The 13,497-nt window shown below is 71.9% G+C and carries 14 protein-coding genes and 1 pseudogene; 6 read left to right on the forward strand and 9 right to left on the reverse strand.

The genetic code is table 11. The annotated features are described in order from the left end of the window. Window positions 1-626 (reverse strand): annotated as a pseudogene (locus VF697_RS40085) (hypothetical protein); the annotation flags it as partial. A 146-nt stretch (window positions 627-772) separates the two neighbouring features. Between VF697_RS40085 and VF697_RS40090 the strand changes: the two are divergent. The 4 genes from VF697_RS40090 to VF697_RS40105 all read left to right on the forward strand — a co-directional run bounded on the left by VF697_RS40090 (window position 773) and on the right by VF697_RS40105 (window position 3,461). Next, entirely contained in the window at window positions 773-1,198 is a 426-nt protein-coding gene (locus tag VF697_RS40090; protein ID WP_331103560.1) for a nuclear transport factor 2 family protein, read from the forward strand. A gap of 159 nt (window positions 1,199-1,357) precedes the next feature. Then, window positions 1,358-2,020, forward strand: a complete 663-nt coding sequence (locus tag VF697_RS40095) for a hypothetical protein (protein ID WP_331103562.1) — start codon at window positions 1,358-1,360, stop codon at window positions 2,018-2,020. A gap of 41 nt (window positions 2,021-2,061) precedes the next feature. Further along, the gene (locus VF697_RS40100; protein WP_331103564.1) at window positions 2,062-2,649 is read left to right on the forward strand and encodes a YceI family protein; all 588 of its coding nucleotides are present in this window, start codon (window positions 2,062-2,064) and stop codon (window positions 2,647-2,649) included. Further along, window positions 2,646-3,461, forward strand: coding sequence for a Rieske (2Fe-2S) protein (locus VF697_RS40105; RefSeq protein ID WP_331103566.1), 816 nt, complete (start codon window positions 2,646-2,648; stop codon window positions 3,459-3,461). Before VF697_RS40100 ends, VF697_RS40105 begins: the two co-directional genes overlap by 4 nt. 1 nt (window position 3,462) lies before the next feature. Here the strand turns inward: VF697_RS40105 and VF697_RS40110 are convergent, their stop codons facing one another. The 4 genes from VF697_RS40110 to VF697_RS40125 form a co-directional block, all read right to left on the reverse strand. After that, complete coding sequence (locus tag VF697_RS40110; protein ID WP_331103568.1) at window positions 3,463-4,692, reverse strand: CBS domain-containing protein; 1,230 nt, start codon at window positions 4,690-4,692, stop codon at window positions 3,463-3,465. Between the two features lie 354 nt (window positions 4,693-5,046). Next, window positions 5,047-6,162 carry an ArsA family ATPase gene (locus tag VF697_RS40115; RefSeq protein WP_331103569.1) on the reverse strand — a complete coding sequence of 372 codons (1,116 nt, stop codon included), beginning with the start codon at window positions 6,160-6,162 and terminating at the stop codon, window positions 5,047-5,049. Beyond that, window positions 6,159-7,124: an ArsA-related P-loop ATPase gene (locus VF697_RS40120; RefSeq protein ID WP_331103570.1), complete on the reverse strand. Its 966-nt coding sequence runs from the start codon at window positions 7,122-7,124 to the stop codon at window positions 6,159-6,161. Before VF697_RS40120 ends, VF697_RS40115 begins: the two co-directional genes overlap by 4 nt. A gap of 108 nt (window positions 7,125-7,232) precedes the next feature. Further along, a complete protein-coding gene (locus VF697_RS40125; RefSeq protein ID WP_331103572.1) occupies window positions 7,233-7,916 on the reverse strand; it encodes a hypothetical protein in 684 nt (227 codons plus the stop codon). Window positions 7,917-8,068: 152 nt separating this feature from the next. Here VF697_RS40125 and VF697_RS40130 point away from each other — a divergent pair, with 152 nt between their 5' ends. Further along, the gene (locus VF697_RS40130; RefSeq protein ID WP_331103573.1) at window positions 8,069-9,574 is read left to right on the forward strand and encodes an MEDS domain-containing protein; all 1,506 of its coding nucleotides are present in this window, start codon (window positions 8,069-8,071) and stop codon (window positions 9,572-9,574) included. A gap of 3 nt (window positions 9,575-9,577) precedes the next feature. Here VF697_RS40130 and VF697_RS40135 read toward each other — a convergent pair whose 3' ends face one another. The 3 genes from VF697_RS40135 to VF697_RS40145 form a co-directional block, all read right to left on the reverse strand. After that, window positions 9,578-10,198 carry a class II aldolase/adducin family protein gene (locus VF697_RS40135; RefSeq protein ID WP_331103583.1) on the reverse strand — a complete coding sequence of 207 codons (621 nt, stop codon included), beginning with the start codon at window positions 10,196-10,198 and terminating at the stop codon, window positions 9,578-9,580. A 32-nt stretch (window positions 10,199-10,230) separates the two neighbouring features. Beyond that, window positions 10,231-11,343, reverse strand: coding sequence for an S-methyl-5-thioribose-1-phosphate isomerase (gene mtnA / locus VF697_RS40140; protein ID WP_331103575.1), 1,113 nt, complete (start codon window positions 11,341-11,343; stop codon window positions 10,231-10,233). A 171-nt stretch (window positions 11,344-11,514) separates the two neighbouring features. Continuing rightward, on the reverse strand, window positions 11,515-12,525 hold the full coding sequence (locus tag VF697_RS40145) for a hypothetical protein (protein WP_331103577.1): 1,011 nt from the start codon (window positions 12,523-12,525) through the stop codon (window positions 11,515-11,517). Between the two features lie 275 nt (window positions 12,526-12,800). Between VF697_RS40145 and VF697_RS40150 the strand changes: the two genes are divergently transcribed. Next, the gene (locus tag VF697_RS40150; RefSeq protein WP_331103579.1) at window positions 12,801-13,226 is read left to right on the forward strand and encodes a hypothetical protein; all 426 of its coding nucleotides are present in this window, start codon (window positions 12,801-12,803) and stop codon (window positions 13,224-13,226) included. A 5-nt stretch (window positions 13,227-13,231) separates the two neighbouring features. On the opposite strand, the gene VF697_RS40155 is transcribed toward VF697_RS40150, so the two are convergent. Beyond that, the coding region (locus tag VF697_RS40155) for a cytochrome P450 (RefSeq protein ID WP_331103581.1) at window positions 13,232-13,497 on the reverse strand (266 nt) is incomplete at its 5' end.

The following is a 13,497-nucleotide window of genomic DNA, read 5'->3' on the forward strand; positions in this document are numbered from 1 at the left end:
TGCAGGGGGCGGAACCCGAGCCCCGCGGCCAGGGCCGACAGCAGGGGAGGCCCGAGCAGGAGCGGCACGAGCAGCGGCAGGTTGCTCCCCACGTCGAGGGGATGCTCCCCGGGGGGCACGCCGACGAGGGCCCTGGCGGAGGCATGGGGAGAGTCGAAGGCTTCCAGCGCGTGCGTCCCCACCGGCAGCAGGACGTTGATGAAGGCCAGCCCGAGTCCCGCGCGGAGGTGGCCGGGAAGGCGCTCGCGTGTCGCCGCGGAGCCGCGGGCCAGGGCCAGCATCTCGGGGGTGACCTCGAGCGCGTACGGGTAGCCGAGCCCCAGCAGGGCCTCCAGGGCCACGACGCCCACCCGGCGCCCGTCCGTGCCGGTGAGCGCACACAGCCGCCTGTCCTCCAGGATGTCCAACATGACGTCCGCCCGCACGCGGGGGGGCTCGCCCTGGGGACGGGGTGCCGAGAGTCCCTCCAGGAACGCGTCCACCTCCTCGGCCGTCACTCCGGGCTCGCGCAGCCCCCGCATCCCCTCGAGCAGGGTGCTCGCCTCCGGGGCGACGCGGGGCAGTTCCTCCAGGGAGGGGACGCTCTCCTCGGAGGGAGCGGGCGGGGCCTCGCGGACGCGTTCCATGACGGGGCCCAGCCTAGTTCGACACGCGCCCGGTCGCACTCCCCCTTCCGCTCGCCACCCGAGCGGCCAGCCAGCACGGTGGGCAGTGCCCGAGGGCCATGCGCACCCTCCGAAGCGTAAGGACCCTCTCGGAGTGAGGAACCCCCATGGCGATGGAGCGAGCGCAGCGGTTCGTGGACGCACTGTCCAAGCTGGAGGAGAGCGGAGACGTGGAGCCCCTCCTGCAGCTCTTCAGTGACGACGCGCAGGTGAGCAACGTGGCCTCTCACCGCACCTTCCAGGGCAAGGACGGGGCAGGCCAGTTCTGGCGCGAGTACAAGGGCATGTTGCGTCAGGTGAAGTCCACCTTCCGCAACATGATCGAAGCCGGTGACCGGGTGGCCCTCGAGTGGGAGTCCAGCGGCACCGCGCACAACGGCGCCGCGGTGAACTACGAGGGCGTCTCCATCATCGAGTGGGACGGTGAGCGCATCTCGCGCTTCTACGCGTACTTCGATCCGCGCGTGCTGGGCCAGGAGCTCTCCCAGGGCACCGCGCAGCGCTCGGAGCCCCCGGCCACCGCGCCGGCCTGAGCGCCCCGACATCGGACGGTCGGACCAAGACTCTCACCCCCTTTTTTCGAGCAGGTTGGAAGCAGGAGGTGGGAGCTCCCTCGTAATAAACCCGACATGCGAGCCTGGGCCCCTTCGCGCATACTGGGGAGCGGTGTTTCTCGCTGCCAGAGGGAAGAGATGTTCCGTTCCGTCGTTGCCGCCCTGTTGATTCCACTCCTCGCCGCACCCGTCACGCACGCACAGGCCGCGTCCTCCAAGACCGAGTCCAAGCCCGCCGAGACGCAGCCGGCGGATGCGCCGGTGCAGCAGGCGGAGGAGCCGCCCATGGACATGGACTTCGACCTGCTCGAGTCCTCGACGGCCGCCGAGGCGCCCGTGGCGGTGGACCCGAAGCTGGAGAAGGCCATCGCCCGCCGCCGCACCATGCTCAGCATCCACCAGGGCCTGGGCATCGCCATGGCCGTCACCCTGGCCGCCACGGTGGTGGTGGGACAGCTCAACTTCGACGACCGCTACCGCGGCTACGGCGACACCGGCAAGTACAGGAACTGGCACACCGGGCTGGTGGTGGGCTCCTCCTCCCTCTTCGCGGGCACGGGCCTGCTCGGCCTGCTGGCGCCCACGCCCTTCGAGAAGAAGCTCCGCTGGGACACCATCACCTTCCATAAAATCTTCATGTCCCTGGCCACCGCCGGCATGCTCTCCCAGGTGCTGCTGGGCCGCCTGACGGAAGCCAGGGAGGGCAAGCTCTCGCAGGTGGACACCGTTCGCGCCCACCAGGTGCTGGGCTATGCCACCCTGGGCGCCGTGACGGCGGGTGCCCTGATGATCGTCTTCTGAATTTCGTCCCCGCATCCGCGTTGAGACCCCCGGAGATTCCCATGAAACACTCGTTGCTGGCCGTCCTGGCCTCGTTGCTGCTATCCGCGCCCGCGCTCGCGCAGGAGGCGGCCAAGGCCGCGCGCCTGTACTCGGTGAAGTCCGCCGACAGCTCCATCAGCTACCACCTCATCCACAAGCTGCACGAAGTGGTGGGCACCGCGAAGCCCACCGAGGGCAAGGCGCGCATCCTCCCCGACGGCAGCCTGCAGGTGGCCGTGCGCGCCAACGTGGCCGACTTCGACTCGGGCAACGCCAACCGCGACGCCCACATGAAGGAGGCCACCGAGGCCGCCAGGTTCCCCACCATCGAGTTCAAGGGCGTGGCCAGCGGCGTGAAGCTGCCCACCACCTTCCCCTCGGAGCAGGCGGTGGTGCTCAAGGGCCAGCTCACCTTCCACGGCGTCAAGCAGCCGGTGGAGGTGCCCATGAAGGTGGTCTTCACCTCGGACAAGGACATCACGGCCGAGGGCAAGTTCCAGGTGAGCCTGGAGTCCTTCCAGGTGGAGCGCCCCTCCCTGCTGATGGTGAAGGTGAATGACGCGCTCGACATGGAGACGAAGTTCCAGCTGAAGGAGGAGGGGAAGTGAGCACCAGTCGTCGAGGCTTCCTCAGGGGCATCGCGGGAGTGGGCGCGGGCGCGGCGGCGACGGGGCTGTCCGGGTGCGCGCCGAACATCGCTCCCTCGCCGGTGCTGGACGCGGAGAAGGAGTCGGACGGGCGCGTGCGGCTGGACGTGAAGCGCTACCCGGACCTGTCGCGTGACGGCGGTGCCGTCACCCTGCGCGTGCCCGGCGAGCAGCATCTGCTCGTCATGCACCCGGGGGGCAACCTGTACGCGGTGACGTCCAACATCTGCACGCACTCGGGCTGCCCGCTGGGCTTCGAGCAGGGCGAGGCGATCTGCCCCTGCCACGGCTCACGCTTCGCCCTGGACGGCACGGTGACGAACCCGCCCGCCCGGGCCCCGCTGCGCAAGTTCACCTCGAGCTACGACGCGGACAAGGGCGTGCTGCTCATCGACTTCGCGGCCGGTGACGTGGGCTTCCCCGCCGTCGTGGAGGGGAAGATCTTCTTCCCCTTCGCGCAATTCCCCGAGCTGCGGACGGCCGGTCAATTCGTGCAGGGTGTTCCCGAGGGCTACGGCAAGCTCCTCTTCGTCTTCGCGCTCGAGGGCGGGACGTACTCGGCGGTGGATGGCATCTGCACCCACCAGCAGTGCCCCGTCACCTTCGACGAGCCCGTGCAGGGGTTGTGGTGCCCCTGCCACAACTCGCGCTTCACCAAGACGGGCGACGTGACGCGAGGGCCCGACGAGAGCGGAGGGGCCATCACCATTGGCCCCCTCAAGAAGTTCACCGCCAGCAGTGACGCCTCGGGCGTCACCGTCGCCATCACGTGAGCTAGTAGAGGCGGCTCCAGAAGGAGCGCCGGGCCGAGATGCGGTCCAGCGCTTCCTGGAGCTCCTCGTCGTAGTCGGCGCGGGTGGCGATGTCCGCCATCGAGATGATGCCCACCAGCCGGTCGTCGCGCTCCACCACCGGGATGCGACGCACCTGGCGGCGGCCCATCAGCGCGATGATGCCGTGGATGTCCTCGTCCGGCGTCACCGCCTCCACGTCATCCGTCATCACGTCCCGGGCGAGCAGGGTGTCCGGCGGCCTGCCCTCGGCCAGGGTGCGGATGACGAGGTCCCGGTCCGTGAGCAGGCCCCGCAGCCGTCCGCGCTCGTCCACCACCGGGACGATGCCGCAGTCCTCGTCCTTCATGATGCGCGCCACGTCCCGCAGGCTGCTGTCGACCCGGGCGCTCTTCACGTGCCGCGTCATGATCTCCCGCGCGTTGAGCGGCTCGCGCTTCCAGCGGCCCCCGCGGCCCTGCTCGGTCCGGGGGCGGGACTCGCGCGACACGGTGCCAGCGGGGCCCATGCCCATCAGCCCCGAGTAGCCCTCGCGCGGCTCCTCCCGCCTGTCCTGTCCGGGGCGATCCTCCTCCCACGAGCGCTCCTCGCGCGGTCCGTGGCGGTGCACCCGCCCCTCATGCCGCGGCTGCTCCTGGGCCCCCGTGTTGAACGTCTCGCGCCCCCCGGGCTCCGTGTAGGGGCCTCGCCCCAGCGGGGGCGTGTCGGGGCCCGCGCCGGTGCGGTCCCACGGGCGGTAGTCCCGAGGCGGGTGGCGCATGTCCAGGGAGTGCTCCCTGTCATGCTCGCCCAGCAGCGGCCCCCGGCCCTGTCCGGTCGCGGAGTCCGCCGCCCGGTCGTCCCGGCCATAGGGGCCATAATCCGTGTCCGTGGGCACGCGCCCCGGGCGCTCGACGGGGCGATCCCGGTGGAGCAGGCGGCGCTGGGAGCCCAGGTCATGGCGCGTGTCGTCCCCGGACGGTGGCGCTCCCATCTCGGTGCGCGGCTGGGCCAGTCGGAGCTGCGCGGCGCGGTGGTAGCGGCCCTCGCGCGCGGCGGGATCCTCGTCGCGCTCGGGGCTCCACCCGGTGGCGTCGGACTCGGAGCGCTCGCGCGAGCCCGGCGGGGACTCGGCGGCGCGGCGCTCTCGCTCACGATCGCTGCTCGGGGTGCCGTTCGCCGGAGCGGGGCGTGTCGGAACGTCTCGGCCATTCTCGGTGTACTTCTGGGCCATGGATCAGACCTCCTGCGTGTGGACGCCGAAAGGTCGACACGGCGGAGGCCCTCTCCAAGGGGGGGCCCGGGAGCCCCGCTGCCCTGCTGTCCGACCCCGGGCAGGCCCGCTTCTCCTGAATGCCCACCTCCAGACATCGGTGTTGCCCTGAAGTCCAGGTGCGCCTCCGTTCCGCATGCCGGGTGCGAGGCACCTTCAAGCCACATGCGGCGCGAGTGCCCTCCGGGCGCGTTTCCGCGCAACCTGTACACTTAGTGGACAAGTTCGCGCGCCGCGTGCCCGGGGGGGAGGTCCGCGAGGCGGACGCCGTGCCTCAACCTGGAAGCGACTTCCTTCGGCGGCCCCAGGACCGCGTCACGGGGTGGCGAGCGCCTCGCCCAGGCGCACCAGGCCGCCGAAGTCCTCCAGGTCCCCCCCGGCCTCGGGGGCGGCCACCGCCACCGCGCCCGCGGGCAGCCGCTCCGCCAGTCGCGCCAGCAGCCCGCGGTGGGCCTCGGCGCGCACCCGCTCGTTCTCGGCCAGGTGCATGAGGGCCTTCACCCCGTCGCGCGCCGCGCCGTCGTCCTCCACGTGCCGCAGCAGCGCCTCGGGGTGGGCCAGCCCGTCCTCCCGCGCCCAGCTCCGGTTGAGCACGTAGCCCGCGAAGGGCAGCCCCTTCTCGCGCAGCATGTCCCGGAAGAAGCCGGCCTCTTCCAGCGAGGCCTCCTCCGGCGACGTCACCAGCAGGAAGGCCGCGTCCGGCGAGCTCAGCCGCGAGCGCAGCCGATCCGCTCGCATCCGGATGCCGGCGAACAGCCCGCTGAAGGCCCCCATGAAGGCCCGCATCTCGTGGGTGAAGCTCTCGCCGAAGATGCCCCCCAGCACGTTGCCCAGCAGCTGTGACGTCTTGCGCCACAGCCGCCCCCCGCGCCCCTTGTCCTCCGGGAGGAAGAGCGAGACGATGCGGTCATCCAGGAAGCGCGCCAGCCGTCCCGGGGCCTCCAGGAAGTCCAGCGCGTGGCGGCTCGGGGGCGTGTCCAGCACGACGAGCTCGTAGCGGCCCTCGTCCAGGAAGTTGTCGAGCGCCTCGGCCGCGGCGTACTCCTGCATGCCCGCCACCAGGTCCGACAGGAAGCGGTAGAGGCGGTTGTCGAGGATGTTGCGCGCCGCCTCGGGCGTGTCCGACAGCCGCTTCACGAAGCGCTCGAAGACGACGCGCGGATCCAACATCCACACGTCCAGCCGGCCGGTGCCGGGCGCGCCGCCCGCGAAGAGCCGCTCGGGGGGAATGGCCGTGGGCTCGGAGCCCCCCTCGGCCATGCCCATGGCCTCGGCGAGCCGCCGCGCCGGGTCGATGGTGAGCACCAGCACCTTGCGGCCCGCGCGCGCCGCCGCCACGCCGAGCGCCGCCGCCGTCGTCGTCTTCCCCACGCCCCCCGCTCCACACAGCACCAGGACGCGCTTCTCTCGCAGCAGGGACTGGAGGCTCATGAGTGGGCTCCCGCTCGCCCGGAGGAGGGCGGCGCTTGGGGGACGGGCCGGGTGAGGTGCGTGGCGAGCCGCTCCACCAGCTCCATGCCGGTGGCGGCCAGCTCGGGCACGGTGAGGAGCGGCACGGGGAGGTTGCTCGCCAGCCGGGCCTCCGCGCTGCGGGCGCGATCCAACCGCGCGAGCGCCCGCTGTCCCCGGTGCGGCCCGTGCGCGTCCAGCAGCCGCTCCACGGCGGCGCGGCCGTCCGGCGAGAAGGGATTCTCCGGCACCCGGTTGAGCACGCCCGCGGCCAGGGGGATGCGGTGGCGCTGGATGGCGGTGGCCAGCTCCAGCGTCTCGCTCACCGGCAGCGGCTCGGGCAGGGTGACGAGCAGGGCGCCGGTGAGGGCCGGATCCCTCAGCATGCTCATGCCCTCGCGCGCCGAGCGGCCGATGGGCCCTCCGGGCATGACGGACAGCAGGGCGTCCGGCAGCGCCGCCAGGGCGAGCGCATGGCCCGTGGCCGGCAGGTCCAGGATGGTGAGCGGGTGGAGCGGCGTGCCGTCCGGGCGCGTGCGCCGGATGAGGTGCAGCATCTGGTAGAGCACGCCCATCTCGCGCAGCGCGGGGGCGGCCTCGAGGAAGCGGCGCAGGGCCCGCATGCGCATGGCCGCGTCCGCCATCACCCGCAGGGGCAGCACGTCCTGGAGGAAGAGGCGCTGGCCCTCGATGGGGGAGAGCCGGACGAAGGACAGGCCGGGGCCCACCTCGGTGACCTGGGGGCTCGGCTCCCGGGCCCCCACCAGCGTCGCCAGGGGCGAGGGGCCCTGCTGCTCGTCCGAGGACACCTCCACCTCGGCCAGCAACACCCGACGGCCCCGCGCCACCGCCGCGCGCGCCAGCGCCGCCGCGAAGGTCGTCTTGCCTACTCCACCCTTGCCCGAGACGAGCAGCGCCCGCCGTTCCCACAGTGCATCCAGCAAAGCCGCCGCCCCTCCCGAGATGTCGTACAGGCCGTGAGTCTTAACGACCCGGACCCCTCACGACAAGAGAAGCCCCCCACCGGGCGTCACCCGGCGGGCAGGTGTCCCCTACTGCACCGCCCAGCGGGCGGCGATCTCCTCACACGCGAGCCGCACGTCGCACAGGCGGCGCTCCTGGGCCTTGGGGGCGAGGTACTCGCGCCCGGCGAACACGTCCACCACGCGCACCAGCCGCGGCTCCACCGGCCCCAGCGGCGCCAGGTGCTGCTCGGCGAAGGCCTTCAGCAGCGTGGCGATGTACTGCCCCGAGCGCTCGTCCAGCGGGTGGTGCTTGGAGAAATACAGCTTCATCACCCCGACCTTGTTGTGGCCGTACCGGTCCACCGCCTGCAGCACCACCTGGGGCCAGACGCGGATGCTCACCCCGGCCACCCGCAGCGCGGGCGGCTCGTGTCCCACCTCGCTGGCCACCACGCCCCGCAGGCCGAGGCTCGGGTGCAGCGCGCGGTAGCGCTCGATGGCCTCGATGCACAGCTGGGCGCGGTGCGTGTCGAACGCCTCCTCGTGCACCGTGGTGGCCAAGCGGTGCTGGTGCTGGCGCAGGAGCGCCTCGTCCTGACCGCGGCACAGGAAGTCGGTGATGGCCTGGGCGGCCTCGGGGTAGCGCAGGTAGCGCGGGTCAGGCGGGTGCTTCTGCGCCTGGATGAGCTGCTTGCGCAGCGCGGGTGTCGCCGTGAGGTAGCGCCCCAGCTTGTTCACCGAGACGTGAGGTGACTCCCTGAGTCCATCCATGAAGGGCCTCCCTGATGCGTCGTGATGTGAAGAGATTAACGGATGGGTCTGACATGTCCGGGGGGCACGGAACCTTGCCGTTCAGAGGGCTCATGTGCATGTCAGAAGTTGCTCCTGGACGGCCGGCAGGCCCCTTCGCTCCCGAGGGCCTCATGCACGAAACCATTCCGCAGATTTCCTCCGAGGCTTCCTCGCTCCTGCTGGAGGCGGGAGTGGCGTTCGGGGCGACTCCCCAGCAGCTCTCCCGTGTGGGCGAGGGAGACCATGTCTGCTTCATCTACGAGCACCTCGAGGAGCACGTGGCGGCGCTGGTGCCCTACATCCAGCAGGGGCTCGAGCGCGGGGAGCGCTGCGTGTACTCGGTGGACGAGCACGACATCTCCGAGGTGGTCGCGGTGCTGAGGGCGCATGGGGTGGACGTGGAGGGGGAGCAGGCACGCAAGGCGCTCGTCTTCTTCACCCAGCGGGAGGCCTGCCTGCGCAACGGGGTGTTCGTCCCGGAGTTTCTCATCGCCCTCATCCGGCAGCTGGAGCGCAAGTCCCTGGCGGAGGGCTTCACGGGGCTGCGCACCACCGGGGAGATGACGTGGACGCTGGGCTCGGAATCGGGCTGCCAGGGCCTCATCCGCTATGAGGCGCTGCTCAACCGCTACCTGCCCGGCTCGCACGCGCTGACCGTCTGCCAGTACCACCGCAGTCGCTTCCGGCCAGAGGTCATCCGCGACGTCATCCGCAGCCACCCGATGGCGCTCATCGGCGACGAGGTCTTCGAGAACCTCTTCTACGAGACGCCCGAGATGCTGCTGGGGGAGGAGTCGGCGGCGCGGCGGGTGGAGTGGATGATGACCCAGCTGCGGCGGGTGAGGGCGGCCGAGCGCACGCTTGTGTCGCTGGGGACGCGGCTGGCGGAGCAGGCCCAGGAGAACGCGCGGCTGTACGAGGAGGCGCGCGAGGCGGTGCGGACGCGGGACGACTTCCTCTCGGTGGCCTCGCACGAGCTGAAGACGCCGCTGACGCCGCTGCAACTGCGCCTGCAGGCCTTGCGGCGGGAGGCGGAGGCCTATGCGGGGGAAGTGGTGCCCCGCGAGCGTGTGGCGCGGCTGGTGGAGGGCGCGGAGCAGCAGCTGCGCCGGCTGGCCGCGCTGGTGGATGACCTGCTGGACGTGTCCCGGCTGGCGACGGGGCAGGTGCTGCTCAACTTGCAGGACGTGGACCTGGCCGAGGTGGCGCGGGAGGTGGTGGCGCGCTTCGCGCCTCGGAGCGAGCAGGCGGGCAGCCCGGTGGAGCTCCAGGCGGTGCCGGTGATGGGGCGGTGGGACCGGCTGCGGGTGGAGCAGGTGGTGACGAACCTGCTGTCCAACGCGCTGAAGTACGGCCAGGGGCGACCGGTGCGGGTGCGGGTGGAGGGCGGGCCCGAGTGGGCGGTGCTGGAGGTGCGGGACGAGGGCATCGGCATCGCGGACGAGCACCGCTCGCGCATCTTCGGCAAGTTCGAGCGGGCCGTCTCGGGGCGCCACTACGGGGGCCTGGGGCTGGGGCTCTACATCACCCACCAGCTGGTGGAGACGATGGGCGGCCGCATCCAGGTGCGCAGCCAGCTCGGACAGGGCTCCACATTCCGCGTGGAGCTGCCGCGCTTCCCCGAGCACGCCGCGTGAGGCCTAGCGGGGCTCGGGCTGCTGGCCGTACGTCTTGAACTTCTCGAGCACCACGGCCATCTCCGCCGCGTCGAGCAGCACGGGCTCGCCCACCTGGAGCGCGCGCCAGTACATGGCCGCCAGCGTCTCCACCTCCACCGCCAGCTTGAAGGTGCCCGCCAGGTCCCCACCCAGCGCGAGCATGCCGTGGTTGGCCAGCAGGCACGCCTTGCGCCCCTCCAGCGCCGCCACCGCGTGGCGCGACAGCTCCTCGGTGCCGAAGGTGGCGTAGGGCGCGCAGCGGATGTCCGCGCCTCCCGCCACCGCCACCATGTAGTGGAAGGACGGAATGGGCCGGCGCAGGCACGCGAGCGTCGTGCAGAACATCGAGTGCGCGTGCAGCACCGCGCCCACCTCGGGCCGCGCGGCGAGGAGGTCCCGGTGGAAGCGCCACTCGGACGAGGGCTTGCGCCGGCCCTCGTGGGTGCCGTCGAAGCGCATGAGGACGAGGTCCTCCGGCACCAGGGCGTCGTAGTCCATGCCCGTGGGCGTGACGAGGAAGCCGTCCTCCACCCGCTGGCTGAGGTTGCCGCTCGTGCCCTGGTTCAGCCCCGAGGCGTTCATCTTCCGGGCCGTGGCGATCATCGCCTCGCGCAGCGCGAGGTGCCCGGGAGCGCTCACGAGCCCGTCCCCCGCACCCGCCGCTCGGGGAAGAGCGACAGCAGCCCCTCGGCCGTTGCCGCGCACACCCCGCGCTCGGTGACGAGCGCCGTCACCAGCCGCGCCGGCGTCACGTCGAAGCCGTAGTTGGCCACCGGGCTGCCCTCGGGCGTCACCCGCACCGTCACCACCTCGCCGCTCGGCAGCCGCCCGCTGAGGTCCGTCAACTCGCGGCCGTCGCGCTGCTCGATGGGGATGTCGCGCACCCCGTCCTCCAGCGTCCAGTCGATGGTGGGCGAGGGCAGCGCCACGTAGAAGGGCACTCCGTTGTCCTTGGCCGCCAGCGCCTTGAGGTACGTGCCAATCTTGTTCGCCACGTCGCCCCGGGCCGTGGTGCGATCCGTGCCCACGATGCACAGGTCCACCTCGCCGTGCTGCATGAGGTGGCCGCCCACGTTGTCCGCGATGACGGTGTGCGGCACGCCGTGCTGGCCGAGCTCCCACGCGGTGAGGCTCGCGCCCTGGTTGCGCGGGCGCGTCTCGTCCACCCAGACGTGCACGGGAATGCCCTTGTCGTGCGCCTGGTACACCGGCGAGAGCGCCGTGCCCCAGTCCACCGTGGCCAGCCAGCCGGCGTTGCAGTGGGTGAGGACGTTGAGCCGCCCCTGGCGCCCCTTGCGCGCCCACGCCTCCTCGAGGAGCCCCAGCCCGTGCTCGCCGATGGCGTGGTTGATGGCCACGTCCTCGTCACAGAGGTCCGCCGCGCGCCGGTACGCGAGGGCCACCCGCTCCGAGGGCGCCACCGGGCGCAGCGCGCGGTGCATCTCGTCGAGCGCCCAGCGCAGGTTGACCGCCGTGGGCCGCGTGGCCTGGAGCAGCGCGCAGGCTCGCTCCAGCGCCCCGTCCGAGGCGTCCGCGCGCAGGGCGAGGCACACGCCGTAGGCCGCGGTGGCTCCGATGAGCGGCGCCCCTCGCACCTGCATGGAGCGGATGGCGTGGGCCGCCTCGTCGAGCGTCGTGAGGCGCAGCGTGGCGAACGCGTGCGGCAGGCGCGTCTGGTCGATGATGCCGACCGAGGCGCCGTCGGCTTCGACCCAGAGGGTGCGCATCGGCTGACCGTGGACCTTCATCGTCTCTGTCTCCTGGCGGAAGGGGGCATCATGCCCGGGACGCGGGGGCGCGTACCGAGGGGGAGGGAGCGGACGAGGGGTGGGACCCTCCCCCGGTCCTCTCCCGGAGCCGGGGGGCTTTCCGCCAGACAGTACCACCGGGCCGCTCCGGACCTTCCCCGAGGTGTTCCCCTAGAAGGAGCCCGTGCTGATGAGGCCGAAGGTGCGCCCCGCGTTCTGCACGCCGACGAAGAGCCCGGAGAGCACCGGGCCCGTGCGCAGCGTGGCCGTGGCCATGGAGCGCAGGTTCGCCGTCACCCACTGGCGGCCCACCACGGCGCGCAGGCCGAAGTGCTCGCGCTGCACGCTCGTCTCCACGTCCATCCACAGGTGCGGCTCGGCATGGGTGGAGCGGATGCCCACGCGCATCTCGAGCCAGGACACCCGCCCCCGGAGGTTCGCCCACCGCGCGTCGAGCAGGACCCCCTCGGGGGTGCGCGCGGCCGTCCCTCCCACCTCGATCTGCTCGACGGGGCCGGAGATCAACCGCAGTGCCTCCGGCAGCCGGTAGCTCGCCACCACGTCCGCGCGGGCATTCTGGAAGCGGGGCTCGGAGTGCAGCTCGACGGACCCGTGGAGGCTTCCCCCCAGCAGGGAGCGGCGCAAGACGGGCGACAGCCCCAGGCTGTGCGCGCGCTCGGTGCCGAACTGGTAGAGGAGCCCGAGCGCCGCCACGCCCGCGGCTACCTCCGCGCCCGTCCTGGACCCGGGGAACCTGTCGAGCGTCGAACGCAGGAACCGCTTGAGGGGGCCGTCGGGCCCCCGAAACCACGGACCGACGTCGCCCACCCGGAGGTGCTCTATCTCGGGGTCGAGCTTCAGCAGCGTGACGAGGCGATGGCCCGCTGGGAGCTCGGACACGGTCAGGTCCTGCGCTGGCAGCGCGAGCGCGCCCCAGACCTCCTTCTGCTCGTACGCGCCAGGACCGGAGCGCACGAAGGCCCAGGCCCGCGAGCGCACGGCGAGCGAGAGGGACGGCACGGTGAAGCCGTCACGCAGCGCACGCTCCGGGTCCGCGAAGGAGACGAGGAGCTCCTCGAAGGCGGGACGCTCGGGCAGGTGCGGAGGGGGAGCGAGCGAGCGGTGCAGCTCGATCAATTGCGCGCCGGACGGTAGCGCCCAGAGCGCCACGACGAACGCCACCGCCCATGCTGCCCCCCATCGCCCCATTGGGCACAAAGGTGGGCAGGCCCGTCCTTGTACGCAAGGCGCCCACCGGCAAGGGAGGGAGGAGTGCCGTTCCCGAACCAACAGGGTCCGCGCGAGCCCGCGAGTCCCTGGAAGCGCGCCAGTGAACACCCACGTCGTACCCCAGGGCCGAGGCCTGGCGCCGTCACAGTCGTGCGCGAGCGGCTCTGACTGACCGAACGCGCGGCGCTCCTCCTGGGGGCGCCGTCCCAGACACGCAAGGCAGAGCCATGGAACAGGTACAACCCATCTCGCAGCGCGCGGCCGTTTCCTCCATTGCCCCCAACCACTACGAGCTGAAGGGGAAGGATGTGCAGGTGACCTTCTCGGAGACCAGCATCTCCGGGGTGCCGCTCATGCAGTACCGGGATCGCCAGCGTCAGGTGAGCGCGCGGGGTGACGAGATTCGCCAGGTGGATGTGGGGATCGGCAAGCTGGTGACGATCGTCCTCCAGTCGAACGCGGCGGATGACGAGTCGATCCAGTTCAGCGTGCTGATTCCCCACGCCCTCCTGACGGGCGCGGACCGGCGCGTGCGCATCAACACCCTGGGCATCACCACCCGTGGCCCCGGGTTCATCGCCCCCACCACCCGGCAGCTCGAGACGTACGCCGAGGTGCGGCTGACGGGGGACGGCAGGCTCGTGCAGTCCTGACGCGCTCAGCTGCGCGAGTCGACGAGGACGGGCACCCCGCCCGCGGGGGCCAGGGTGACGCCTCGCCGCGACACCCGGAACGTGTAGCGCGTGGCGGGCCGGAGCTTCACCCGGCGGAGCACCTCGGCGAAGACGATGCGCATCTCGTAGGTGGCGAAGGCCATGCCGAGGCAGCGCCGGGCCCCGCCCCCGAAAGGGAAGTACTCGTTGGGGCTGGCCCGCTTGCCGATGAAGCGCTCCGGGTTGAAGCGCTCGGGCTCCGGCCACAGGT

This window comes from Archangium sp., from assembly GCF_036388035.1.
GTDB lineage: Bacteria > Myxococcota > Myxococcia > Myxococcales > Myxococcaceae > Archangium.

Coding starts and splice junctions, on each gene's coding strand:
- VF697_RS40090 (WP_331103560.1), top strand. CDS start 773: ATGGCGATGGAGCGAGCGCAGCGGTTCGTGGACGCACTGTCCAAGCTG.
- VF697_RS40095 (WP_331103562.1), top strand. CDS start 1,358: ATGTTCCGTTCCGTCGTTGCCGCCCTGTTGATTCCACTCCTCGCCGCA.
- VF697_RS40100 (WP_331103564.1), top strand. CDS start 2,062: ATGAAACACTCGTTGCTGGCCGTCCTGGCCTCGTTGCTGCTATCCGCG.
- VF697_RS40110 (WP_331103568.1), bottom strand. CDS start 4,692: ATGGCCCAGAAGTACACCGAGAATGGCCGAGACGTTCCGACACGCCCC.
- VF697_RS40115 (WP_331103569.1), bottom strand. CDS start 6,162: ATGAGCCTCCAGTCCCTGCTGCGAGAGAAGCGCGTCCTGGTGCTGTGT.
- VF697_RS40125 (WP_331103572.1), bottom strand. CDS start 7,916: ATGGATGGACTCAGGGAGTCACCTCACGTCTCGGTGAACAAGCTGGGG.
- VF697_RS40130 (WP_331103573.1), top strand. CDS start 8,069: ATGCACGAAACCATTCCGCAGATTTCCTCCGAGGCTTCCTCGCTCCTG.
- VF697_RS40135 (WP_331103583.1), bottom strand. CDS start 10,198: ATGATCGCCACGGCCCGGAAGATGAACGCCTCGGGGCTGAACCAGGGC.
- mtnA (WP_331103575.1), bottom strand. CDS start 11,343: ATGAAGGTCCACGGTCAGCCGATGCGCACCCTCTGGGTCGAAGCCGAC.
- VF697_RS40150 (WP_331103579.1), top strand. CDS start 12,801: ATGGAACAGGTACAACCCATCTCGCAGCGCGCGGCCGTTTCCTCCATT.